A 24829-nucleotide genomic window follows, 5' to 3' on the forward strand; every position below is an offset into this window, starting at 1 on the left:
CACTGCAATCACATCAACACCACATCGTACTGATCCTGCTGGTACAGCGCTTCGGTCTGAAGACGGATGGGCTTGCCGGTGTGCACTTCCAGCTCGGCCAGCGCCGCCGACTCCTCATCCAGCAGCCGTTCGATCACATCCTGGTGCGCCAGTACCATCAGTTCCTGGAACTGGAATTGACGCGACTGTCGCAGAATCTCGCGGAAGATCTCGTAACAAACTGTTTCGGTGGTCTTGACGAAGCCGCGCCCCTCGCAGGTTGGACACGCCGAGCACAGCATATGTTCGAGACTCTCGCGGGTGCGCTTGCGGGTCATCTCGACCAGGCCCAGCGGCGACACCGACGAAATGTGATTCTTGGCATGATCGGCGGCCAGCGATTTCTCCAGCGCCTGCAGCACCTGCTTGCGATGCTCCTCTTCCTCCATGTCGATGAAGTCGATGATGATGATGCCGCCCAGATTACGTAAGCGTAATTGACGCGCGATCGCCACGGCCGCTTCCAGATTGGTCCGGAAAATCGTCTCTTCGAGCGAGCGCTGGCCCACATAGGCGCCGGTGTTCACATCGATGGTGGTCATCGATTCGGTCTGGTCGAAAATCAGATGGCCGCCGGATTTCAGCGGCACCTTGCGCTCCAGCGACTTCTGTATCTCGTCCTCGACGCCGTACAGATCGAAGATCGGGCGTTCGCCGCGATACAGCTCGATGCGTTCGGTCATCTCCGGCATGAAGGTGCGGGCAAATTCGATCATGCGCTGATGCGTCTCGGGTTGATCGACACCGACGTGCTCGATGCCGCTCGATACCACGTCGCGCATGACGCGCACCGGCAACGGCAGATCCTCGTGCACCAGATTGCCCGGCTTCGCCGCCGCCGCTTTCTCGCTGAGCACGCTCCAGAGCTTTTGCAGAAACATCATGTCGGCGCGCAACGCGTCCGGGGTCGCGCCCTCAGCAGCAGTACGCACGATATAACCGCCAGGTTCATCGGCCCGCACGAACAGGTTCGCGGCCTCGCGCAGCCGCTGCCGCTCAGCCTCGTCTTCGATGCGTGCCGAAATTCCGATGCCGCGGCCCTTGGGCATATAAACCAGATACCGTGACGGAATCGTGATGAACGTCGTCAGACGGGCGCCCTTGGTGCCGAGCGGATCCTTCAGCACCTGGACCAATATTTCGCCCCCTTCGCTGACCAGAGTCTGAATATCCGGCGTCCGGCCCTCGTCCACCGGCAGATCGGGGCTGCCGTTTTCACCCACCGCCGGATGCACGATGTCGGAGGCGTGCAAGAACGCGGTGCGCTCCAGGCCGATATCGACGAAGGCCGCCTGCATGCCCGGCAGCACGCGGGATACACGTCCCTTGTAAATGTTGCTGATGAGGCCGCGCTTGTTGGCCCGCTCCAGAAAGATTTCCTGCAGCACGCCGTTTTCGACCAGGGCGGCGCGCGCCTCGCGGGGGCTGATGTTGATCAGGATCTCGGCCGTCATCCCTGAACCTCGCTCGCGTTTCTGTGCGCGCTCAGCAATTCGGCGGTCTCGAACAGCGGCAGGCCCATGATGCCGGAGTAACTCCCAGCGATGTGCCGGATGAACACGGCGCCGCGCCCCTGGATGGCATAGCCACCCGCCTTGTCGGCAGGTTCCCCCGTGCGCCAGTAGGCCCTTATCTCCGCCTGTGTCAGTTCACGGAACGTGACATCGCTGATGCTCAGGCGCACCTCGCTGCCGCTGTCGCTGCGGACCGCGACGGCCGTGTGCACCTGATGAGTACGCCCGGACAGCAATTGGAGCATCCGGACACAGTCATCTTCGTCGGCCGGCTTGCCGAGGATGCTTTGATCGACGACGACAGTCGTGTCCGAGCCGAGCACGGGCAGGCGCCGCTCTTTGGGAAGGCTGCCCCAGAGGGTGTCGGCCTTCAGGGCGGCGAGCCGTGTGACATATTTTTCCGGCGCCTCGGCCCCGCTCACGGACTCGTCGACGGCCACCGGCGCGACCCGGTGCGCGACCCCGATCTGAGTCAGCAGTGCGCTACGGCGTGGCGACGCCGAGGCCAGATAGATCAACGGCTTGGCGGATGAATTTGGGGTTTCTGACATGCGCCGAAGGATACAGGATGAGCTACCTCCTGTACCCTCGAACGGTGCCGGTCAGAATTGCTGGTTGGCCAGGAACACGTCCAGGTCGGCATCCGAGAAAAACACCAGCGACACCTGCTCGATCGCATCGGCTCTCGCCAGCCCCTCGCTGATCGCGGTCGACGCGATCGCCGCCGCCTCGTCCTTCGGATAGCCATAAGCACCGGTGGAAATCGCCGGAAACGCCACCGAGCCCAACGAATGGCTGGCCGCGATCGCCAGGGACTTCTTGTAGCAGGACGCGAGCAGCGTATCGGGCTGCTGATCCCGGCCCCAGACCGGCCCGACGGTATGAATCACGTAACGCGCCGGCAGCTTGCCCGCCGTCGTCAGCACCGCTTCGCCCGCCGGCAAGCCGCGCGGATAACAGGTTTCCCGCAGCTCCTGACAGGCCCGCAGGATCTCCCCACCGCCGCGTCGATGAATGGCGCCGTCGACGCCGCCACCGCCCAGCAACGAGGAATTGGCCGCGTTCACGACCGCATCGACGGGCAGCCCGGTGATGTCGCCGGTGCGCACCTCGACCCGCCCCCCCAGGAATGTGTGACTCATGTTGGCCTCCGGACGGTCCTCCCCACGCACCCAGCGCAGGGCTGCGGCCGGCTCCTCGAACATGCGCAACTTTATGTCAGAGCCGACGGCTTCACTGATCAGAATCAGCACGTGCGCGGCGGCGGCGAGGTTGCCGGGCTTGAAAAGTGCGGCCCAGCGCACTTCGCAAGGAACCGCAATGTGCACCAGGTAGTCGCGGCAACGCTGGATTTCGCTGTAATCCCAGTTGCCGTACGCCTCGCGGTAGTCGGCGATGGCATGCATGCCCGGGACATATTCCGGATCGGCTCGTGCCTGATTCAGCAACTCCATCAACGAATCCGCCGTCAACTCGCCCCAGACTTTGAGTCTGATCAGGTTCGCGCCGGCGTCGATCGAGTAGCTGGACTCCATGACTATCGCCATAACTTCGATCCCATCCTGGCCAATGCCGTGGCCGCTTCCTATCATAACCTCGTCACGTACATTTGCGACTGTGCCGTGGCAATGGATGTGCTGAGGGAATCAACTTAGGATGTTTTATACATCGATGCTACCGATGTCGAGTCAACCGTTCGCGCACACGAATACGAGCAGGGTCACGGATGCGCCCAGAGGATAAAAAATCTCCCGGCAGTCGGCAGCGCACGGCGTTTCCGGTCATCCCCGGCTATCGCTTTCTGCAGACCATCGCGCGCTCGCCGAAGTCCGAGGTGCACGTCGCCTTGTCGGTGGAGTTGGGTCACAACGTGGCGGTGAAGGTGCTGCGCACCGGACCGCTGTCGACCCTCGAAGCCGGCGAGGAAGAACGCTTCGATCGCGAGCGCGAACTACTGATGCGCATCAAACATCCGGCCATCGTCGATGTTTACGACTGGGGGCACGGCGAGGACTTTCGTTACATCGTCACCGAATATTTCCCGGGCGGCAGTCTGGAATTGCGGATTCGCAACCTGATGACAGCGACAGACAGCGTGGACATCTTTCTGCAGATCGCCGCGGCCCTGCAGGTGGTGCACGCCGCCAACCTATGTCATCGCGACCTCAAGCCCGCCAATGTGATGATGCGTCCCGACGGGCGCATCGTGCTCATCGACTTCGGGCTGGCCAAACATTTGGGCACAGCGCACACCAACGCGGGTGAAGTGCGAGGCTCGCCCTATTACATCAGCCCGGAACAGGCGGAAGGCGCCGAGGTCGATCAGCGCAGCGATATCTACAGCCTGGGCATCATGTTCTACGAAATGCTGACCGGTCAGCGGCCCTTCAGAGGAACCTCGGTGATTGGGATCATACAATCACATCGCAACGACCCGATTCCGGTGTTGCCGGAGCCGCTGAGTCGTTTTCAACGCTTGATCGATGGGATGCTGGCGAAGGAACCGTCCGAACGATTCCCCACTGTGGCGTCGGCGGTTGCGGAGATGGCCCGGCTCAAAGTCTGAGCGTCAGGCCCGATGGTACGGATGACCTTTGATGATCATCACCGCGCGATACAGCGCCTCGGCCAACACGACGCGCGCCAAAGCATGAGGCAACGTCAGCCCGGACAGCGACCATCGAAACTCCGCCCTCGCATCAACCTCCGGCGCCAACCCCTCCGGCCCACCGATGCAAAACACGACGTCGCGACCGTCCCGCGCGCGAGTCTGGAGAAACTGAGCGAGCTGCTCACTGGAAACGTTCTTGCCGCCAACCTGGAGGGCCACGACGTACGCGCCCTGGGGGATGGCAGCGAGCATCTTCTCGCCTTCCCTGGCGATGGCTTGCGCCGGGGGGCTGGACCCGGCGCGCTGGCCGAGCGCGATTTCTTTTAGTTCGAGCTTGTAATCGCGCGTGAACCGGCCCGCGTAGTCCTCGAAACCGGCGTTGACCCAGTCAGGCAGCTTCGTCCCCGCTGCTACTACGATCAGCCGCATGAGTGGTTCACAAACCTGGGTTCAAGCGCTCTGCTCGGCCGCCTCACGGCGCGCGGCGCTCACGTCCCACAGGCTCTCGAGCCGATAGAACTCACGCACCTTCGGCAACATGATGTGCACGATCACGTCGCCCATGTCGACCAGCACCCACTCGCCATCGCGCTCGCCCTCCACGCCCATCGGCCGGAAGCCGGCCTTCTTGGCATGCTCGACCACCCGATCGGCGATCGAACGCACGTGACGATCGGAGTTGCCGCTGGCGATGATCATGGTGTCGGTGATGTCGGTGAGCTTGGTCACCGCCAGCACTTTCACGTTCACGGCCTTCATCTCATCGAGCGCATGCTCCACGACCGAAACCACCGGCTGCTGCTTCGCCGCCGTTACAGCGGGAGCCTTGCTCGCGGCGGCCTTCTTCTTGGCAGCGGGAGCCGGGCCTTTACTCGCCATCTTCTTACGGGCGGTGCTCAGCTTGGTCACATTGGCAGGCGCCTTGGAAGGTACCTTCTTCTTGGCGCTGGAGGGTCGGGAAGTTTTTTTCGCTCGCTTGACGGCCATGCTCACCTCTTGGGTTGCGACTTGTAACAGCCGGTCTGCTCGATGATCGCCCGGACCGAATCGGGCATCAGGTAACGCGGATCGCGACCCATCGCGATCAACTTGCGCACCTCGGTGGATGAAATTTCCAGCTGCGTCACCGCGTGAATGTAGATGCACCCGGCGCGTTGCTCGTGCAGATCGTTGATGCGGCCCGTGCCGCGATCCACCAGCAGCTCGCCCAACGGGCCCATGCTCGGCGCGCGCCAGCCGGGACGATGCGCCACGACCAGATGCGCCAGCTCCAGCAGTTCACGCCACTGGTGCCATTTCGGCAAGCCTAGAAATGCGTCCATGCCGACGATCAGACACAGCGAGTGGTCGGGAAAGTCCGCTCGCAAGGTCCGCATGGTATCGACCGAATAAGACAATCCTTCGCGCCGGATCTCGCGATCGTCGACGGTGAAGCCCGGCTGACCTTCGGTGGCGGCCCTGACCATGGCGAGGCGCTGTTCGGCGTCCGCCACGGTCGTATCACGATGCGGCGGCGTGCCGGCCGGCATGAAGCGCATCTCGTTCAGTCGCAGCGCTTGCAGCAACTCAAAGGCGGTGCGCAGATGACCGAAATGAATCGGATCGAAGGTGCCGCCGAAAATACCGATCGTCGTCATGATGAAAGCGTCATGCAGGTCAGGCGGCGGTCGCGAGCCTGAGGCCGGCGAGCCCCGCCACCAGGCGTTCGAACTCCAGCCACGGATCGCTGCGGATCACGCCCTTGATCATGCGATCGGCGCGTTCGGCGCTGAGCAACAGCTCGCGCACGGTTTTCGGCTTGAGTCGTGACAAAGCCTGTTTCATCGCTGGCTGACGATTGCGCCACACGTAGAGTGCATTCATGGCGCTGTCGGCGCTCTGGCCCCGACGCATCAGGTGCTGGCAGCGTGCGATCCATTGCAGATCTTTGTTCAGGGCCCAGAGCACGATGGGCGGCTCGATATCTTCGCCACGCAAGCCTTCCAGCACGCGCAGCGCTCGAGCGACGTTGCCTTTCATCGCCGCGTCACCCAGTTGCAGGACATCGAAGCGCGCACTGTCGGCGACTGCATCGACGATCGTATCCGCAGTGACCGGGCCCGGCGGCAGCAACAGCGCGAGCTTTTCGACTTCCTGATGCGCGGCCAGCAGATTGCCTTCGACGCGCTCGGCGAGCAGCGTCGCCGCCTCGCTATCGGCTTTGAGATTCTGTTTGGCGAGGCGTTCGCGAATCCATGCCGGCAGGCGCGCCAGCTCCAGCGGCCAGATCTGCACGACCACGCCGTGCTTCTCGATGGCGCTGACCCAGCGCGAGTTCTGTACGCGACCATCCATCTTGCCGGTGATGATCAGCACCAGGTTGTCGGCCGACGGCTCGGTCGCCAGCTCGATGATGGCATCGGCGCCCTGCTCGCCCGGCGTCGGATTGGTCATCCGGATCTCGATGATCTTGCGCTCGGCGAACAGCGACATGGCCTTGCTGTTGGAAAGCAACGCCTGCCAGTCGAAGCCGCGCTCGACCACGTTCAACTCGCGCTCGGTGAAACCCTGGCTGCGGGCACGCGCGCGCACGGCATCGGCCGCTTCGTTGACCAATAGGGGCTCGTCGCCAGAGATCAGATAGACAGGCGCGAGCCGCGACAGACTGGCCGCGAGTGTTTCGCCGGAGAGCTTCACAGCGTAGCGCCGGAGCACCGGCGTGAAGTTGCGGCGGACACGGCAGGAAGGATCGAAAACACTCGCGCCAAAATAACTTGCGCCTGAATTGCGGGAGGAACGCGGACTGATTGCGATGGCGGCGATTATGGCCCAAGCCGGTCGCGAAGCGCCAGTTGCGGCGGCCGTTGTATCGCCCCCACAACGGTGCTTTTACTCAGGATTCGGTCAGGACCCGCTGGTATTGTGCTTGGCAAGAGACAGGTCCTCCGTTAGCTTACGCGGCTGAGGGTGTTGCAAACCCCTCGAGTTTCTGACCAGCACATGTCCATTTTCCACCTGGCACGCAATCCACCAGCCTGGCTACGAGCGGCGCTCGTATGCTTGCTGTTGGCGTTTGCCGTGGATTCGATCGCGCACGTCGTCCATCAGCACGACGACACGGTCAAAACAGTCGGCGCTCACGGCCCGGCGTGCGGCTACTGTGCCGCCTTCGACGGGCTGATCGATGCCCCCAAGCAAAGCTACGCCGCCGTCAACGCCGTCACCGTCGTTACTTATGTAGCGCCGGTTGCCGATGTTTCAGTTTCCTTCCGCCCCGCCGTCACCGCGCAGCCGCGCGGCCCGCCTCGATAACTCGCAGTCCCTTAGTCATTCCTCGCCCTGACCGGTGAGGTCGTTGCTCGTGCGATCGAAGTCCACAACACCGGACCGTCGCGCGAGTCGCTGCAGTTATTCAGGAATGTTTGTCATGCGCCGTTCTCATTTGTTACGCGTAGCCGTGGCCGCGTTGATGGTCAGCCACGCCGCTTTGTCCCAGGAATCCAAGACCGAGGAAGTGGTGGTCACATCCTCGGCGCTGCGTGAAAACCCACTCGATGTCGCGCAACCCACTTCGGTCATGTCGGGCGACGATTTGCGCCGTCAGATCGCCGGCAGCATCGGCGAAACCCTGTCGAGCCAGTTGGGCGTCAGCTCGACCTACTTCGGCCCGAGCGCCAGCCGGCCGGTGATTCGCGGTCTGGCCGGAGATCGCGTGCAGGTCCTGCAGGACGGCCTGGCGTCGCTGGACGTTTCCAGTCTCAGCCAGGATCACGCCGTCACGCTGGAAACGGTGGTGTCGCAGCAGATCGAGATCGTCAAAGGTCCGGCCGCACTCCTGTACGGCAGCGGCGCCTCGGGCGGCCTGGTGAATGTCGTCAGCACGCGCGTGCCGACCGAAGTGCCGGCGCAGCCGATCACTGGCGCCGTCGAAGTTCGTGGCGATACCGCCAGTGAAGAGCGCACCGGCGCTTTCAGTCTGGATGGCGGCGCGGGCAACTTCGCTTTCCACGCCGACTACTTCGATCGCGAGACCGACGACGTGGAAATCCCCGGCTTTGCCCAGTCCGACGCCCTGCGCCGTCAGCTGATCGAGGCCGGCGAAGAGCCGGACGACATTCGCGGCCACATTCCGAACACTCAGGGTGAAGCGAGCGGTGGCGCGATCGGCGGCTCGTACATCGGTCAGCAAGGGCTCGCCGGCCTGTCCTATAGCCGTTACGAAACCACCTACGGCATCCCGGGCGAGGCAGAGGCCTTCATCGACATGAAGCAGGATCGCTTCGACGGCAAGGCGGAGCTCGACCTGGAAGGCACGATCAAGAAGCTGCGTCTCACCGGCGCGTACAACGACTACACCCACACCGAGTTCGAAGCCCCCGGCGAACCCGGCACCGTGTTCAACCAGAATGCGTACGAGCTGCGCTTCGCCGCCGATCACGAGTTCGGCAACGGCTGGCGCGGCACGACCGGCCTGCAATACGTCGACGTGGACTTCGAAGCCATTGGCGAAGAAGCCTTCGTGCCCAGCTCCACGACGCAGACGTTGAGTGTGTTCGCGTTCGAAGAGCATCACTTCGAGAGCTGGACGATCGAGCTGGGCGCGCGCGCCGAACAGCAGAAGATCGACGTGAACGCAGCTCTGCCCGACTACGACGAGACTGCCATCAGCCTGTCCGCCGGCGCCGTGTGGGACTTCGCGGAAGATCACGCCCTGGCGCTGAATCTGACCCGCACCCAGCGCAACCCGCAGGCGGCCGAGCTGTACGCCGACGGTCCGCACATCGCCGCGCAACGCTACGAGGTCGGCGATACAAATCTGGATAAGGAAACCTCAGTCACGGCCGACCTGTCGCTGCGTCATACGGGCGACAACCTCAGCTGGGTGGTGAGCGCCTTCTACAACGACTACACCGATTACATCTACGCCTCGCCGACGGGCGATATCGAAGACGATCTGCCGGTGTACGTCTATCTGCAGGACGGCGCGAAATTTCATGGCTTCGAGGCCGAGGTGAACGTGCCGCTGCTGGATGACGGCAATCGCCATCTGGGACTGCGGCTCGCGTCCGACTATGTGCGGGGCAAGCTCGATAACGGCGAGGATCTGCCGCAGATTCCGCCGCTGCGTTTCGGCGCCGGCCTGCACTACGACCAGGATGCCTGGCACATCGGTGCTCAAGCGTTCTACTACAGCAAGCAGGACAAGGTCGCGACCAACGAGCTGCCGACCGACAGTTTCGTGCTGGCCGAAATGGATGCGAGCTATCGGGTGCCGGTGGGATCGACCAGCGTGTTCCTGTTCCTGCGTGGTACGAACCTGCTCGACGAAGACGCGCGCCAGCACGCGTCGCCGCTGAAGGACATCGCACCGCTTGCCGGCCGCTCGTGGCACATCGGCGCGCGCGCGGAGTTCTGACAATCTAGAAAGGGGACAGATTTATAATCTGTCCCCTTCCGGTGGTAGTCGTTACGCAGCCTCGGCGTAAGACTCTTGCTGTTCACCATGACTGACGCTCGGGCCCGCAACGTACGACGCGCGGCCCGATGAACCAAACCGGAAGAACGACACCAGTTCCTGCAACCGCTGCGCCTGCTGTTGCATGGACTTCGCGGCCGCGGCGGACTCTTCCACCAACGCCGCGTTCTGCTGGGTCGCCGTGTCCATGTTCGCGATGGCGTGATTGATCTGATCGATACCGGTCGACTGCTCGGAGGTCGCCGCCGCGATCTCGGCGACGATGTTCGTCACCTTCGCCACGCCACTGACGATATCCGCCAGCGACTTGCCCGAATTACCGACCAGTTGCGAACCCGAGTCGACCTTGCCGACCGAATCGCTGATCAAGCCCTTGATCTCACGCGCCGCCGTGGCGCTGCGCTGAGCGAGGCTGCGCACTTCACCGGCCACGACCGCGAAGCCGCGCCCCTGCTCACCCGCGCGGGCCGCTTCCACTGCTGCGTTCAACGCGAGCAGGTTCGTCTGGAACGCGATCTCGTCGATCACGCCGATGATGTCCTCGATACGTTTGCTGGACGAAGTGATCTCACCCATCGCACCGACCGCGCGCTGAACGGCCACACCGCCCTGGTCCGCCTGCGTGCGCGTGTTCGAGGCGATCTGATTCGCATGTTTCGCGTTCTCGGCGTTCTGTTTCACCGTCGCGGTCATCTCTTCGATGCTCGCGGCGGTTTCTTCCAGCGCCGCAGCCTGCTCCTGCGTGCGCTGACTCAGGTCGTCGCTGCCCTGGGAGAGCTGACTCGCGGCACGATCCACTTCGGCGGCGCTCTCGCTCACTTGCGACATGGTCTCCATCAACTTCGTGTCCATGTCCTTCAGGCTGCGCAGCAGCGCTGAGATCTCGTCGCTGCCGCTGGTATCGACCTGATTGCCCAGCTCACCGCGGCTCACGCGACGGGCCAGATCTTCGGCGCGCGCCAGGCCGCTGGAAATATGCTTCGTCAGCAACACCGCGAACCACACCGCCACCACCAGCGCGGCCACGAAACAGCCGAGCATGACGTTGCGATCGCGGTTCAATTCGCCCTGCGCGCGCACGATCATTTCAGCTGCGGCCGCCTCACGCGCCTTCGCCAACTGCTCGGTCGTCACATCCATGCGATCGATCACCGGCTCGATGGCATCGATACGAATCTTCGCGGCAGCGTCATAGTCACCCGCCAGCAGCAAGTCGATTTCTTTCTTGCCGGCGTCGACGATGGCGGCGCGCTGCGACTTGATGTCCTCGAGCAGGCTGCGCTCCCGGTCGCTCAAGGGATATTTGCTGAACAGCTCGGTCAGCTCGTTGATCCGGGCGCGATTCTGCTTGACCTGCTCGTAGTTCTTTTGGGTGAACGCCGGATCACGATGCGCGTAGCCTTCGAGCCGGTATTGCTGACTCTGCAGCGAGCGCTGGTAGATCTCGTTGATCTGGGTGATGGGCACGAGGTTCTCGGCCTGCAACTGCTCCATGCGCAGCGAGCTGGCGTTGAACGCGCTGAGCGCGACACCGCACACCACCAGCATGGCGACAGCCAGTACGCCCAGATTCACGTACATCCGGGTTTTGATCGTGAGCATCGACATGGACTTTCTTGCCTGTGTTGAGAAACGGGGCGTCCCGCGAGCAAACGCCGGCCGTGGCAAAATGCGGGATATGTCCGACTTATCGACCGATGCCGGCCGGGATGCAGCGTCCCGACATCGATTCAGGGATTGCCTGAAGCGCCACTGGGGCGATGGTCTATGATCCCGGCCACGGTACCGGGGCCTGAAGGGGGAATCGATTTGTCTCTTTTTAGTGCGTCCAGCGCCGCTCTATTGGAGCGCGAGCAACGCCGTTTCATCTCGGAGCATCCCGAAACCCTACGTCGCGACAAGGCCTTGCGACAGCATTGGTTGAATGGCGTGCCCATGCATTGGATGACGGACTGGCAGTTGCCGGCGCCGTTGATCCTGCGGGAAGCCTCCGGATCCACATTCACCGACGTCGACGGACGCAGGTATTCCGACTTCTGTTTGGGCGATACGGGCGCGATGTTTGGTCACTCCCCACCCGCGGTCGCGAATGCGTTGAAACATCAAGCGTCGCACGGCTTGACCTGCATGCTGCCCACGGAACAAACCGCACGTGCCGGTGAGCTGTTGGCCGAGCGCTTCGACCTGCCCTATTGGCAAATCACTCAAACAGCGACCGATGCGAATCGCGCGGTATTGCGTTGGGCTCGTGCGCTGACAGGTCGCAAACACATTCTGGTGTTCGACGGTTGCTATCACGGCTCGCTCGAAGACACCCTCGTCCGACTCGACCACGGCAACGTGGTCACGCGGCCAGGACAGATCGGTCAGGTCGCCGACTTCGCATCCCATGCACGCGTAGTCGAGTTCAACGATCTCGCCGCGCTCGAAGCGGCGCTCGCGGACGGTGAGGTCGCCTGTTTGCTCGCCGAACCTGTCATGACCAACGCCGGCATGGTGTTGCCACGAGACGGCTTTTGGACGGAGGCACGCAAGCTCTGCTCTCGCTATCAGACCCTGCTCGCCATCGACGAAACTCACACACTCAGCAGCGGTCCGCGCGGACACGCGCATCGGCTCGGACTCGCGCCTGACTTCTTGATCGCCGGCAAGGCCATCGCCGGCGGCATGCCAACCGCCGTCTACGGCTTCACTGCCGAGCTCGCGAAACGGATGGAACATCTGCTCGAAACCAAGCCCTCGGGCCATTCGGGTATGGGCACGACGTTGGCCGCGAACGCACTCGCAACCGCTGCGCTCGTCGCGTGCTTGCAGGATGTGATGACGAACGCTGCCTACGCTCACATGCTCACGCTCTCCACAGCGCTGGCGGACGGTTTGACGAAGCGCATCACCGAACGCGCCCTCCCCTGGCATGTCACGAGCGTCGGCGCACGCAGCGAGTTGGTTTTCACGCCGACGCCAGCACGGACCGCACGCGAGTCCCTGGCGGCCGCAGCGCCGATACTCGAACGTCTGTTGCATCTTTACCTGCTGAATCGGGGCGTGCTGGTCACGCCGTTCCACAACATGATGCTGGTGAGCCCCGCGACCACCGCCGACCAGGTGCAAGCGCTGCTCGAGCACTTCGATGAGTTCCTGCATGAACTTCGATAACACCGCAGCCAGAACGTTTCTCGACGCGCACCCCGACGTGGCAGCCATCGAGCTGCTGATCACCGATCCCAACGGCGTGCCCAGAGGCAAGCTGATCGCGCGCGAAGAACTGCTCTCGCTTTACAACGACGGTCGCTGCGTCGCCGGCTCCATTCTCGGCCTCGATGTCACGGGTGAAGATGTGGAAGCGACCGGGCTGGTCTGGTCGGTGGGCGATGCCGATCGTATCTGTCGCCCCGTGCCCGGCACGCTGGTGCGAGCGAATTGGATGTCTCGCCCCGGCGCGCAGGTGCTGATGACCATGTACGAAGCCGATGGCCGCCCATGCACTGCCGATCCAAGACATGCATTGGCTCGCTCGGTACAACGGTTACAGCAACTGGGATTGCGAGCAGTGGTTGCCGCCGAGATCGAGTTCTATCTGGTGGCGAGAGACGCGCAAGGAAAACTCGTGCCCGCCCCGGGACTGTTATCACAACGCGCCCCGCAACGACTCGACTCCTATGGCCTCGGCAAGCTGCAGGACATGGCACCGCTCTTCGACGACATCTATGCCGGTGCTCGCGCGCAGGGACTGCCGCTGCGAACACTCATGTCTGAGTATGCTCCGGGCCAATACGAGATCACTCTGCTCCATCGCGACGACGCGTTACGCGCCATCGACGATGCGATCCTGTTCAAGCGCTTGCTCCGCGCCACTGCTCTGAAACATGGGCTGACCGCCTGCTTCATGCCAAAACCTTTCGCGGATCAGGCCGGCAGTGGCATGCACATGCACGTCAGCGTACAGGACGAGAACGGCAACAACGCATTCGCCGCCGACGATCCTGCCGGCACGCCGCTACTAAGACACGCCATCGGCGGACTGCAAAAGACCATGGCCGAGAGCATGCTGATATTCGCGCCCAACGCGAACTCGTATCGGCGCTTCCGTCATCACAGCTACGCGCCGATGGCACCGACCTGGGGCATCAACAATCGGTCCGTCAGTTTGCGCGTCCCGGCCGGTCCTCCAGCAAGCCGGCACATCGAACATCGGGTCAGCGGTGCGGACGCGAATCCCTATCTGGTCGCGGCGACCGTGCTCGCCGGCGTGCATGCCGGTATCACTGCCAAGCTCGACCCGGGTCCACCCATCACCGGCAATGGCTACGAGAGTGGTATCGCCGCCTCACTGCCGAGAGATTGGCTGGGCGCAATCAAAGCCGCCGACGACTCGATGTTCCTGCGCGAAGCGCTGGGCGAGGAATTCCTGCGGGCTTATCTCGCGATCAAGACCCAGGAATGGGACAAGTACAACGCGCTGGTGCCCCCGACAGACCACGACTGGTACCTCGATAGCGTATAAACTGCGCCGATGCGTTTCGATTTGACCGATCTCAAGCTGTTCCTGCACGTCGTCGAAGCCGGCAGCATCACCGCCGGCGCGGAGCGCATGCACCTCGCCGTCGCCGCCGCCAGCACTCGAATCCGTAACATGGAAATCGAGCTGGGCACGCCGCTGCTGAACCGCGAACGCCAGGGCGTTCATCCGACGCCCGCGGGCCGCACGCTGGTTCATCACGCACGCCAGATGTTGCAGCAGGCGGAGCGCATGCGAGCCGAGCTGGGCGAGTACGCCGACGGGCTCAAAGGTCACGTACGGCTGCTCTCCAACACCAATGCGCTGACCGAATTCCTGCCCGAGCCCCTCAGCAATTTCCTGACCTCGCATCCCCAGGTGAACATCGATCTGGAAGAGCGCTTGAGCGACGAGATCGTCGCCGCGATCGCCGACGGCAAGGCCGACATCGGTATCGTCGCCGGCACCGAGGACGTCACCGGCCTGGAAGTCTTTCCGTTCCGCGTCGACCGGTTTGTTCTAGTGACCGCGCCCACCCATCCGCTCGCCGCGAAGAACAGGATCGCGTTCGCCGACGCCCTCGACAGCGATTTCGTCGGGCTGGATCGTTCCAGCTCACTGCAACGATTCCTGTCCGAGAAGGCCGAACGCATCGGTCGCCGCCTCAAGCTGCGCGTGCAGCTTCGTAGCTTCGACGCCGTGTGTCGCATGGTCGAAGGCAACGTCGGTATCGGCGTCGTGCCGGAGACCACTGCCGCACGCGCCATGCGTACGATGAAGTTGCATGTGATCGAGCTGAGCGACGATTGGGCGCCGCGTAATTTGATGATCTGCGTGCGCAGCCTGCGGGATCTGCCGATCTATGCGCAGGACCTGGTGAAGTCGCTCGCGCAGCCGCTCGATATGGAGATGTGGGTCGCGAAGGCTTAGGCCGTCACAGCGACTGGCCGCTCCGCCCGGCTGGTGATCCACACGCCGAACATCACGACCACCCCGCCGACAATGGCCCGCGCCGACAGCGGGTCGCCCAGCACGACTACACCGGTGAGCACGCCGACGATGGGAATCAGGTTGGTGTAAACGCCGACTTCGCTCGCATCGAGGTGGCGGAGCGACGCGTTGTACAGCAAATACGCAACACCTGAGGCGATGCCGCCCAGATAGAGCAGCTCCACCCAGCCGATCAGTGGCAACGGCGGCAGCCCGTCGCCGGCGAGGTTCGCGGTGACCACTTCGTAGCCGGCCAACGGCAGTAATAACAACGACCCCGTGCCGGTCACCGCCACGGTGATCACCAGCGAATCGAAACCGGCAGCGCGTTTGGCGAGCGCGGTATACAGCCCCCAACACACCACCGAAGCAAACATCAGCAGGCTGCCGAACAGACTGGACTCGCCGCCGTCCGAGCCGCTGCCCGAAAAGACGATCAGTACCCCGCCCACCGACATCGCGATACCCAGCCAGCGCAGCGCCGTGGCCCGCTCCCTCAACCACAGCACCGCGACCAGCGCGGTCATGGCGGGAATGGACGCCTGAACCAGCGCGCCCTGCGAAGCCGACACGGACATCATCGCCATGTTGAACACGAGGTAGTACAGCGCCACGCCGATAAAGCCCATCAACCAGATGGTCGGCCACGGCAGCCGCAGTCCCGGGGTCTTGCGGGACAACGCAAAGGGCAGCAACACCAGGGTGCCGACGATGACGCGCACGAAGGCCACCGTGAACGGCGGCCACACCGCGATCAGCTCCTTGGTCACCATGAAGGTACTGCCCCACACCACCATGGTGAGCACCAGCAACAGCATGGATCGGGTGTGGGTCGCTAACGGCATACGCCATTCTCGCACGTGCGACGCTTCCCTATCTGCTCGCGACAGCCGAGAATTGATCTGTCTAAAGTTGGTCTCCCCGGAGCATTGATGGCTACCAAGAAGCGCAAAACGACCCGGCGCTCTGCCCGCCCCGCCCCCGCCAGCAAACAACGCAATCACGCCCGGCATGCCGTGCTCGCCAAGCGCAAGCGGCCGGCCAAGGCGAAGACCGGCGGTGGCTTGCGCACGTTGTATCCCGCCATCAAGCCCAATAAGAGCGGCATGTTGCGCGTCTCGGATACCCACGAGATCTATTACGAGGAATGCGGCAACCCCAAGGGCAAGCCGGCCGTGTTCGTGCATGGCGGCCCGGGCGCGGGTTGTGACAATCGCGCGCGCAGCTTCTTCGACCCCGATGCCTACCGCATCATCCTGTTCGATCAGCGCGGCTGCGGCCGGAGCAAGCCGCACGCCAGCCTCGAGGACAACACCACCTGGCACCTGGTCGAGGACATGGAGAAGCTGCGCAAGCATCTCGGCATCGACAAATGGCTGGTGTTCGGCGGCTCATGGGGCTCGACGCTCGGACTGGCGTATTCACAAACCCATCCGGAACGCGTCAGCGAGATCGTTCTGCGCGGCATCTTCACGCTGACCCAGTTCGAGCTGCGCTGGTTCTATTTCGAAGGCGGCGCGAGCGCCCTGTTCCCGGATCATTGGCAAAACTATGTGGCCGCCATTCCGCCCGCCGAGCGCGGCGACATGATCGAGGCGTTCTACAAGCGACTGACCAGCGACGATCGCGACACCCGGGTGAAAGCCGCCCGTGCCTGGTCGATCTGGGAAGCCGCGACCAGCTATCTGCACATCAACGAAGAGAACCTGCACAAGTGGAACGAAGAGGACTTCGCGGTGGCCGTGGCGCGCATCGAATGTCACTACTTCGTGAACCGCGGCTTCCTGGAAACCGAAGATCAGCTGATCAAGAACGTGGACCGCATCCGTCACATTCCAGCAGTGATCGTGCAGGGTCGATACGACGTGGTGTGCCCGATGCAAACCGCCTGGAAACTGCATCAAGCCTGGCCGGAGGCGGACTTCCAGGTCTCGCCGGACGCGGGTCACTCAGCGTTCGAGGCCGGCAATACACATCGGCTGATCGAAGCGACTGATAAATTCAGATAGTTCTTCTGCGCCAGGTCGGCCGCGCGTCGTCGTCGATGACGCCGCGGTCGACCAGCCAGGCGCGCGCATCGTCGGCGTCCTGCTCGAACCACGCGCGTGCGGAGCCGAGACGGAACGTGTAGCCCCACGCGTCCATGTCATGAAACATGCGCTCGCGACCGACGCCCGGCAGCTCGCCGGCCAGCACGATCTGTAAATAACAAACGCCGTTTTCTTCGTCGTAATCGCCGCCCGCGTCCTTGTCCAGTTGCTCGCGGCGCGAGTCGTCCATGCAAATGAAATGACCGGCTTCGTGAAGTAACGAATGCAGTGGCGTATCGGCGCGCCAATAAATCTTCGAGCCGACCAGCCCCGCCTCGCTGTCGCCCCAATAGGAACCCGGGATGGTTTCCTCGGCACCGAGCGCCACGCATTCCATGCCGTAACGATCCAGAAGCCCCGTCACGACGTCGACGCCGACGTCAGTGACCTTCAACACCTCTGTCATCAGAGCGCAGCCAGACGTCTCACGACCTGACCCGCCAGATCTCGAGCCAGTGCCTCGCGCAGAACCGCCTGTTCCTTTTGCTTGGCGAGCACGGCGGTTTCGTCGTAGCTGTAATCGCGGGTCAGCTCGAGCTTCTCCGGGGCGATCAGCTCCTCGGTGCGGCCGTTGACCGAGTACTCGATGGAATAGAACACCTCGTATTCCTCCGGCGTGTTGCGGCCGGACACGGTGAGCACTCGCTGCCCGCTCACATCCTTGATGATCTTCACGACCGCGGTCGCTTCGTCCTCATTGTTGGTGAGCCGCGCCCCCGAGGCTTGCAGACTCTCGCGCAACGCCCGGTGGAAATCGGTGTAGCGATCCTTGGTATCGACATAAGTGGTCGCCATGACCGACGACAGCTTGGTCGTGCCCTGCAGGCGCCAGCCGCACCCCGCCAACGACGAGGTCAGGCAGAGCGAAACCAGCAACCAGCAAAGACGACGGGCGGAGGCAGAAAGCGTCACAGGCACTCTCGCGGGAGCGAAACAGGGCCGACATGTTCGCGGGCCCTGGCTTCCGGGTCAATCTGCGCCGGTCAGCGGGCTGCGGTGAACGGCTGGCTCGCGCGCATGGCCGCCGGGCTTTTGAGCACGCATTCGCTGTCGACCACGTAACCGTGACGGCAGACGATGCCCGCGTGCGTGGCCACACTGCGCTGAACGGCAGCCAACTGCTCATTCCCCGAATGGCCGGGGCAGCCCCGGCAATGCTCGGCCACGTTGAGCATTTCGTTCGCGTCGGCCGGCGAGCTGTCATTGCCATCCCGCTCCAGCGCCGCGACGCCATAGCTGAAGGCCAGCGGCACCGAAGCACTGGCGGCATAGCGGGTCAGCCCCACCATCATGCGGTCCTTGATGAGCGGCGCCTCGGTGACGCCCGCCTCGGGCAACACCACCGCGAACACCGCCCCCACCGGCGACTCCATGCGAGCAATCCAGTCCACATGCGCGCGAACCGAGGCGTCGATCGCCTGGACCACGCACTTCAATGTCGTTGCATCGGGCACGCTTTCATCGACAGGCGCACCTTCGATCCGGGCGCCCACGGTCATCAGCGCCAGCTGCCGGCCATAACGCTGACCGCGACGAATCTCTGACAGCAGTCGGGTGTGCAATTCGCTATGTGAGAACGCACCGGACTCGACATCGATGCTCACCGATTGCTCCATCACCGCTTCCTGCGCCTCGCGCAGCGAACGGCGCAACGCCAGCGTGTTGAACGCGGCGTAGATGCGGGCGAACAATTCGGGATCGGAAACTTTCTTGGTGAGATAGTCGTCGACGCCGGCGACGTAGCCCTGCTCGAAGTCAGTGCTGGCGTCGCGCATGGTCAGCATGATTATGTAAGTATCTTCGGTACCGCGCGCGCGCAGCGTCTGCGTCAGCGCCAGACCATCCATCACCGGCATGTGCCAATCGGTGACCACCAGGGGATACCACTGACGGTCGAGCACATCGAGCGCCTCCTGCCCATTGGAGGCATGCTCGACTTCAAAACCGGCGGCAGTCAGCCGCCTCGTGATCAACTCGCGATCCTGCTCGTCGTCATCGACCACCAGGATGCGTGACGGCAACGCTCGCTGCAGTACTGACAGCCGCGTTGCCATGACACCCGCTTTCATCCGCTTATCTCTCGAGACCGTACAAGATTTGCACTACCCGCGTTGCTTTATCATTCACGCGTTCAGGTGGCAACCACGGTTTGTACGTTTACTCCCTATAGCTGGGGTCGATGCGGTCCATTTTGCGCAACAGCGCGGGCCAGACCAGCCCGGTGCCGGCGCCGCGAGTCACCTGTTTCATGTATTCGGGCACGGTGGCGAGCACGCTCTCGGGAATTTCTATCAGCTGCGAATTGCCGCCGGCGGCTTGCGCCATGATCTGGATTTCACAGGCGCGCTGCAGACTGAACATCATCATGAAAGCGTCGGAGACGATGCGGCCGACGGTCAGCAGTCCATGATTGCGCAGGATCATGTGGCGTGCAGCGCCCAGATGCGCCTGCAGACGTCCCTTCTCTTCCGGATTGAGAGCGATACCTTCGTAATCGTGGTACGACAAACTGAGCAGGATCAGCGTCGCCTGTTGTGAGATCGGCAACAACCCGTCCTTCTGCGCCGAGACCGCGATACCCGCCATCGTGTGGAGATGTAAGACACAACCGGCGTCTTCACGCACCTGGTGAATGGCGCTGTGAATGGTGTAGCCGGCGGGATTGATCTCGTAAGGGCTCGGCAATGTTTTGTTGCCGGACAAATCGACGCGCACCAGATTGGACGCGGCGACTTCCTCGAACATCAAGCCATAGGGATTGATCAGGAAGTCATGCGTGCCCGGCACGCGCGCCGAGATGTGAGTGAAGACCAGATCGTCCCAGCCGAAATGCGCGACCAGACGATAACAGGCGGCCAGATCGACGCGCGTCGCCCATTCCTCGGCCGACACCTGTGCACGCACGTCCGCGACGGCACGTTCTGCAGCTGACATATGCGATCCCCCCGATGTATGTCATCGAGGCTACGCCGGCGCCACAAGCCCCCGCAAGTCTCCCGAGCGGAGGCCGTGGTTCACACCACCACGTTGACCAGCTTGCCTTTCACTACGATCACTTTGCGGACCGGCTTGCCTTCGATCCACTTCTGCACAGTGGCGTCGGCCAGGGCGGCCTCGCGGATCTGTTGCTCGGTGGCGCTCGCTTCGACGGTCACCTGGCTGCGTAATTTGCCGTTTACTTGTATGACGACGTCGATGCTGTCGCGAACCAGCGCGGCGGCATCGGGCTGCGGCCAGGAGTGATCGATCAGCGGATCGGTATGACCGAGCGCCTGCCACAGCACGTGTCCGGCATGCGGCACGATGGGCGACAACATCTGCACGACGAACTCGAGCGCTTCCTGGCGCACGGCCCGACCTTGCGGCGTCTGGTCCTCGAACTTCGACAGCGTGTTCATGAATTCCATCACCGCGGCGATGGCGGTGTTGAACACGCGACGACGGCCGAGGTCGTCGGTCACCTTTTGCAACGTGCTGTGCGCGGCACGGCGCACGTTACGCTGCTCGTCGGTCAGCTCGCCGGACACCTTGCCACTCACCAGACCCGCGGTGACATGCTCGTGCACCATGCGCCACAAACGACGCATGAAACGCGACGCGCCTTCGACCCCGTCGTCCGACCATTCCAACGTATCTTCCGGCGGCGCCTTGAACATCATGAACAGGCGCACGCTGTCCGCGCCGTACTGTTCGACCAGCTTGGTGGGATCGACGCCGTTGTTCTTGGACTTCGACATGGTGCGCATGCCTTCCCACTCGACCGGCTTGCCGTCCGAATTCAAGGTGGCGCCGACGCGCGCGCCCTTCGCGTCGACCTGCACGTTCACATCGACTGGATTGAAATATTCGATCGCGCCTTCCCCGGTGCGACGCGAATAGATGTCGTTGAGCACCATGCCCTGCGTGAGCAGGTTCTGGAACGGCTCCTTCACTTTCACCAGCCCCATGTCGTGCATCACGCGCGTCCAGAAACGTGCGTACAACAAGTGCAGAATCGCGTGCTCGATGCCGCCGATGTATTGATTGACCGGCGACCAATAGTTGGCGCGCTCATCGACCATGGCTTTGTCGTTCTTGGCGGAAGCGAAGCGCAGGAAGTACCACGACGAATCGACGAACGTATCCATCGTGTCCGTCTCGCGCCGCGCCGGGCCGCCGCACCGGGGACATTTGCAATCGAGGAACGACGGCGTCTTGTTGAGCGGATTGCCGCTGCCATCCGGCACCAGACCCTCGGGCAACACCACCGGCAGATCCTGTTCCGGCACCGGCACCACGTCGCACTTCGGGCAATGGATCAACGGAATCGGGCAGCCCCAATACCGCTGACGCGAAATACCCCAATCACGCAGACGCCACTGCACGTGCTTCTCGCCGTAGCCCTTGGCACTGAGATCGGCGGCGATGGCGTCGATGGCCGCCGCGTGCTCCAGACCGTCGTACTTGCCGGAATTGATGAGCACGCCGTACTCGCCATACCAGGATTGCCACTCGGCCACGGAGAACTTCGCGATGCCCCCCTCGAGGACGTGTCGATCTTCCGGGCGAATCGGATCGCGCACGGTGTCGTTCGACTGGGCGACGCCGTCTCGCAGCGCGCGGCGATGCGCGTTGCTGGCCGCAGGCTCGATCACTTGTTTGATCGGCAGGCCGTACTTCAACGCGAACGCGAAGTCGCGCTCGTCGTGCGCCGGCACGCCCATCACGGCGCCTTCGCCGTAAGTCATGAGCACATAGTTGCCCACCCACACCGGCACTGGTTCGCCTGAGATCGGATGCTTCACGAACAAGCCGGTCGGCATGCCCTTCTTTTCCATCTGCGCGATCTCGGCTTCCTGCTCGGTGCCGAGTTTGCATTCCTCGATGAAGGCAGCGAGCTGAGGATTCGACTGCGCGGCGTACGTCGCGAGCGGATGCTCGGCGGCGACGGCCACGAACGTCACCCCCATGATGGTGTCGGCGCGCGTGGTGAACACGCTCAGCAAACGTTGCTCGCCCTGCAATTCATACGGAAAGCTCAGGCGCACGCCTTCGCTGCGACCGATCCAGTTCGCCTGCATGGCGCGCACGCGCTCGGGCCAGCCCGGCATGTCGTTCAGCGCGTCGAGCAAGTCGGGCGCGTAGGCGGTGATGCGCAGGTAGTACATCGGGATCTCGCGCTTCTCGACCAGCGCGCCGGTGCGCCAGCCGCGGCCGTCGATCACCTGCTCGTTGGCGAGCACGGTCTGATCGATGGGATCCCAGTTCACGATGCCGGTTTTGCGATAGGCAATGCCCTTCTCCAGCATCTTCAGGAACAGCCACTGGTTCCAGCGGTAGTACTCGGGCTGGCAGGTCGCCAGTTCGCGATCCCAATCGAGCGCAAAGCCCAGCGACTGCAGCTGGCGCTTCATGTAGGCGATGTTCTCGTAGGTCCACCTGGCCGGCGGCACGCCATTCTTCATCGCGGCGTTCTCGGCCGGCAGACCGAAGGCGTCCCACCCCATGGGCTGCAGCACGTTGTAGCCCTGCATGCGCAGGAACCGGGTGATCACGTCACCGATGGTGTAATTGCGCACATGCCCCATGTGCAGCCGGCCACTGGGGTACGGAAACATGCACAGGCAGTAATAGCTGGGGCGGCTCGGATCTTCCTTGACGGCGAAGGCCTGGCGGTCGGTCCAGAAAGCCTGCGCCTCGGCCTCCACGGCGGAGGGTTCGTATTGGGACTGCATCGTTATGGGCGTATTGGGGCCAGGAGGCCCGGTTGAAAGGCGCGAAGGATACCAGAGGCTCACCCCGCGGGCCGGAAGACCCAGGGGGTGGGTCTTCCGCCCTCAATCCATCCCACGCAGGGTAAACCGGAACTCCGCGCCCCGGCCGGGGCTGGCTTCGGCCCAGATGGTGCCGCCATGGCGCTCGACGATGCGGCTGACCGTGGCCAACCCGATGCCGGTGCCCTCGAATTCGTCCTGCCGGTGCAACCGCTGGAACACGCCGAACAGCTTGCGGGCATAACGCATGTCGAAGCCGACGCCGTTGTCCCGCACGTAGATGTACCGCTCGCCAGGCGCAGCCGTCGTGCCGGTGTCGCCCTCGCCGACCACGCCCGTGCCGACCTCGATGACGGTCTTGGCGCGCGGCCGGGAGTATTTGACCGCATTGCCGATCAGGTTCGCGAACACCTGTTGCATCAACTCGGGATCGCAGCTGACGGCGGGCAAGGGATTCAGGTGCCATTCGATGTCACGGCCCTGCGCTTCCTGACTGGCGCGATCGACCGCGTGCTTCACCAGGCCGTCCAGCTTGCACGGCTCGCGACGCATCTCGACATGACTGACCCGCGACAGCGCCAGCAACCCGTCGATCAGCGCGCTCATCTCCTTGGCGCCGCGCTGAATCTGTTCCATGTGAATGGTGGGCTCGCGCGCACCCGGCGGGCCTTTGTGCTCACGAAGCATCTGCACGTGCGCATGAATCAGACGCAGCGGCGCGCGCAGATCGTGGGCGACCGAATAAGAGAACGCCTCGAGCTCGCGATTGGCGATCTCCAGCTCGGCGGTGCGCTCGGCGACGCGTTTCTCCAGGTCCTGATTCAAGCGCCGGATTTCACTTTCCATCTCGGCGCGCCGGTCGATTTCATCCTGCAGCGCCTGATGCTGAAGCGCGTTCTCATAAGCCACGGCGACCTGGGCCGCGATGGCGCGCGCCACCGCCAGATCCTCCTCCGTGAATCCCGGCAGACCGATCCGGTTCAGCACACACAAATAACCATAGGATTTGGTGACCGACGCGATCGGCACGCCCAGCATGGAAACAAACTCGCCGCGCTGAGTGACTGCGTCCGCGGGGAGGGATTCATCCGGCGACATCGGATAGAGCGCCGAACCACCGCTCTCCAGGGACTGCACCAGATCGCGATACATGCGCGAGCCGAGCAAACGTTCCATTTCCTCGCCGGCCAGGCCGCTCGACGTGGTCACCTGACGCGAGCCGCTGTCGCCCACGATCACGAGCTGGGCCACTTGCGCAAGCAGAATGTCGCGCGCGGCGTCGCAAGTGGATTCGAGAATCACGGCAGGATCGGTTTGACCGAACACTCGACGGCTGAATGTCACCAATGCGCTCAATCGTTCCTGAGCACCGCCGTTCACGGAAAGCGCGGGGGGCTGCTGCGTTCCGCCGGCCGGCTTGGTTGCCAGCGCGGCGTTCACGGTCTCGCGCACGATCTCCAGATCGTACGGTTTGGACAGCGTGCTACGAACGCCCAGCGACCGGGCCATCTCGCGCACTTCACGTTCATGATAGGAGGCTGAACAGAAAATCACCGGCGTGCCGGACATGCTCTCGTCCTGGCGCAGCTTGCGCACCAGTTCGTAACCGTCCATGCGCGGCATGACGATGTCTGTAATGAGCAGGTCGGGATGCTCGGTACGCAATAAATGCAAAGCTTCGATACCGTCGGCGGCTTGCAACAGGTCGTAGTCGCCATCCGCCAGCGACAGCATCAGCAGCTCGCGCGCCTCCGCATCGTCTTCCGCGACCAGTATTTTTCCGCCCTTTGCCACGTCCCGTTCCCCGCGACCAAATCTGTGGCCATCGTTGAAATGAAAATCGCCACACGCTGGCGTCCCTCGCCAGCGAACGCAATCA

Annotated in this window: 22 protein-coding genes; 7 read left to right on the top strand and 15 right to left on the bottom strand. The window is 63.1% G+C overall.

The window, feature by feature from the left end; all coding sequences use genetic code 11:
• Positions 1-8 precede the first annotated feature (8 nt).
• From rng to EKO19_RS38795, 3 genes are read right to left on the bottom strand one after another with little or no spacing between them, the layout of a single operon-like run.
• Positions 9-1493, bottom strand: coding sequence for a ribonuclease G (gene rng, locus EKO19_RS03735; RefSeq protein ID WP_129775050.1), 1485 nt, complete (start codon positions 1491-1493; stop codon positions 9-11).
• Positions 1490-2104, bottom strand: coding sequence for a Maf family protein (locus EKO19_RS03740; RefSeq protein WP_129775051.1), 615 nt, complete (start codon positions 2102-2104; stop codon positions 1490-1492). The genes rng and EKO19_RS03740 overlap by 4 nt, the downstream gene beginning before the upstream one ends.
• 51 nt (positions 2105-2155) lie before the next feature.
• A complete protein-coding gene (locus EKO19_RS38795; RefSeq protein ID WP_217705108.1) occupies positions 2156-3100 on the bottom strand; it encodes an O-acetyl-ADP-ribose deacetylase in 945 nt (314 codons plus the stop codon).
• Positions 3101-3279: 179 nt separating this feature from the next.
• Between EKO19_RS38795 and EKO19_RS03750 the strand changes: the two genes are divergently transcribed.
• The gene (locus EKO19_RS03750) at positions 3280-4119 is read left to right on the top strand and encodes a serine/threonine-protein kinase (RefSeq protein ID WP_129775052.1); all 840 of its coding nucleotides are present in this window, start codon (positions 3280-3282) and stop codon (positions 4117-4119) included.
• Positions 4120-4122: 3 nt separating this feature from the next.
• Here the strand turns inward: EKO19_RS03750 and rlmH are convergent, their stop codons facing one another.
• From rlmH to holA, 4 genes are read right to left on the bottom strand one after another with little or no spacing between them, the layout of a single operon-like run.
• Positions 4123-4593: a 23S rRNA (pseudouridine(1915)-N(3))-methyltransferase RlmH gene (gene rlmH, locus EKO19_RS03755; RefSeq protein ID WP_129775053.1), complete on the bottom strand. Its 471-nt coding sequence runs from the start codon at positions 4591-4593 to the stop codon at positions 4123-4125.
• A 21-nt stretch (positions 4594-4614) separates the two neighbouring features.
• Positions 4615-5151: a ribosome silencing factor gene (rsfS, locus tag EKO19_RS03760; protein ID WP_246038822.1), complete on the bottom strand. Its 537-nt coding sequence runs from the start codon at positions 5149-5151 to the stop codon at positions 4615-4617.
• A gap of 2 nt (positions 5152-5153) precedes the next feature.
• On the bottom strand, positions 5154-5801 hold the full coding sequence (gene nadD, locus EKO19_RS03765) for a nicotinate-nucleotide adenylyltransferase (RefSeq protein ID WP_129775054.1): 648 nt from the start codon (positions 5799-5801) through the stop codon (positions 5154-5156).
• 19 nt (positions 5802-5820) lie between these two features.
• A complete protein-coding gene (holA, locus tag EKO19_RS03770; RefSeq protein WP_157995107.1) occupies positions 5821-6840 on the bottom strand; it encodes a DNA polymerase III subunit delta in 1020 nt (339 codons plus the stop codon).
• A 303-nt stretch (positions 6841-7143) separates the two neighbouring features.
• Here holA and EKO19_RS03775 point away from each other — a divergent pair, with 303 nt between their 5' ends.
• Together EKO19_RS03775 and EKO19_RS03780 are read left to right on the top strand one after the other, a co-directional pair.
• On the top strand, positions 7144-7455 hold the full coding sequence (locus tag EKO19_RS03775; RefSeq protein WP_129775056.1) for a hypothetical protein: 312 nt from the start codon (positions 7144-7146) through the stop codon (positions 7453-7455).
• Positions 7456-7570: 115 nt separating this feature from the next.
• Complete coding sequence (locus EKO19_RS03780) at positions 7571-9559, top strand: TonB-dependent receptor (RefSeq protein ID WP_175596945.1); 1989 nt, start codon at positions 7571-7573, stop codon at positions 9557-9559.
• 51 nt (positions 9560-9610) lie between these two features.
• On the opposite strand, the gene EKO19_RS03785 is transcribed toward EKO19_RS03780, so the two are convergent.
• Complete coding sequence (locus EKO19_RS03785) at positions 9611-11227, bottom strand: methyl-accepting chemotaxis protein (RefSeq protein ID WP_129775058.1); 1617 nt, start codon at positions 11225-11227, stop codon at positions 9611-9613.
• Positions 11228-11386: 159 nt separating this feature from the next.
• On the opposite strand from EKO19_RS03785, the gene EKO19_RS03790 reads away from it, so the two are divergent.
• Genes EKO19_RS03790 through EKO19_RS03800 form a run of 3 tightly spaced genes read left to right on the top strand, consistent with a single transcriptional unit; the run spans position 11387 to position 15047 of the window.
• The gene (locus EKO19_RS03790) at positions 11387-12775 is read left to right on the top strand and encodes a transaminase (protein WP_129775059.1); all 1389 of its coding nucleotides are present in this window, start codon (positions 11387-11389) and stop codon (positions 12773-12775) included.
• Positions 12762-14123 (top strand): glutamine synthetase family protein, encoded by a 1362-nt coding sequence (locus tag EKO19_RS03795; protein ID WP_129775060.1) that lies wholly within the window; start codon positions 12762-12764, stop codon positions 14121-14123. The genes EKO19_RS03790 and EKO19_RS03795 overlap by 14 nt, the downstream gene beginning before the upstream one ends.
• Positions 14124-14132: 9 nt before the next feature.
• The gene (locus tag EKO19_RS03800; RefSeq protein WP_129775061.1) at positions 14133-15047 is read left to right on the top strand and encodes a LysR family transcriptional regulator; all 915 of its coding nucleotides are present in this window, start codon (positions 14133-14135) and stop codon (positions 15045-15047) included.
• Here the strand turns inward: EKO19_RS03800 and EKO19_RS03805 are convergent.
• Entirely contained in the window at positions 15044-15952 is a 909-nt protein-coding gene (locus tag EKO19_RS03805; RefSeq protein ID WP_175596946.1) for a DMT family transporter, read from the bottom strand. The two genes, EKO19_RS03800 and EKO19_RS03805, sit on opposite strands and share 4 nt — an antisense overlap.
• A gap of 261 nt (positions 15953-16213) precedes the next feature.
• On the opposite strand from EKO19_RS03805, the gene pip reads away from it, so the two are divergent.
• Positions 16214-17116, top strand: a complete 903-nt coding sequence (gene pip / locus EKO19_RS03810; RefSeq protein WP_407676636.1) for a prolyl aminopeptidase — start codon at positions 16214-16216, stop codon at positions 17114-17116.
• On the opposite strand, the gene EKO19_RS03815 is transcribed toward pip, so the two are convergent.
• The 6 genes from EKO19_RS03815 to EKO19_RS03840 all read right to left on the bottom strand — a co-directional run bounded on the left by EKO19_RS03815 (position 17109) and on the right by EKO19_RS03840 (position 24744).
• Positions 17109-17603, bottom strand: a complete 495-nt coding sequence (locus tag EKO19_RS03815; protein ID WP_129775064.1) for a hypothetical protein — start codon at positions 17601-17603, stop codon at positions 17109-17111. The two genes, pip and EKO19_RS03815, sit on opposite strands and share 8 nt — an antisense overlap.
• A complete protein-coding gene (locus EKO19_RS03820; RefSeq protein WP_157995108.1) occupies positions 17603-18109 on the bottom strand; it encodes an LPS-assembly lipoprotein LptE in 507 nt (168 codons plus the stop codon). The genes EKO19_RS03815 and EKO19_RS03820 overlap by 1 nt, the downstream gene beginning before the upstream one ends.
• A gap of 71 nt (positions 18110-18180) precedes the next feature.
• On the bottom strand, positions 18181-19266 hold the full coding sequence (locus tag EKO19_RS03825) for a response regulator (RefSeq protein ID WP_129775066.1): 1086 nt from the start codon (positions 19264-19266) through the stop codon (positions 18181-18183).
• An 88-nt stretch (positions 19267-19354) separates the two neighbouring features.
• The gene (locus EKO19_RS03830) at positions 19355-20131 is read right to left on the bottom strand and encodes a class II aldolase/adducin family protein (protein WP_129775067.1); all 777 of its coding nucleotides are present in this window, start codon (positions 20129-20131) and stop codon (positions 19355-19357) included.
• Positions 20132-20211: 80 nt separating this feature from the next.
• A complete protein-coding gene (gene leuS / locus EKO19_RS03835; protein ID WP_129775068.1) occupies positions 20212-22911 on the bottom strand; it encodes a leucine--tRNA ligase in 2700 nt (899 codons plus the stop codon).
• A gap of 102 nt (positions 22912-23013) precedes the next feature.
• Positions 23014-24744, bottom strand: a complete 1731-nt coding sequence (locus tag EKO19_RS03840) for an ATP-binding protein (RefSeq protein ID WP_129775069.1) — start codon at positions 24742-24744, stop codon at positions 23014-23016.
• Between the last annotated feature and the right edge of the window lie 85 nt (positions 24745-24829).

The organism is Peristeroidobacter soli (assembly GCF_004138485.1).
In the GTDB taxonomy this organism is placed as follows: Bacteria; Pseudomonadota; Gammaproteobacteria; order Steroidobacterales; family Steroidobacteraceae; genus Steroidobacter; species Steroidobacter soli.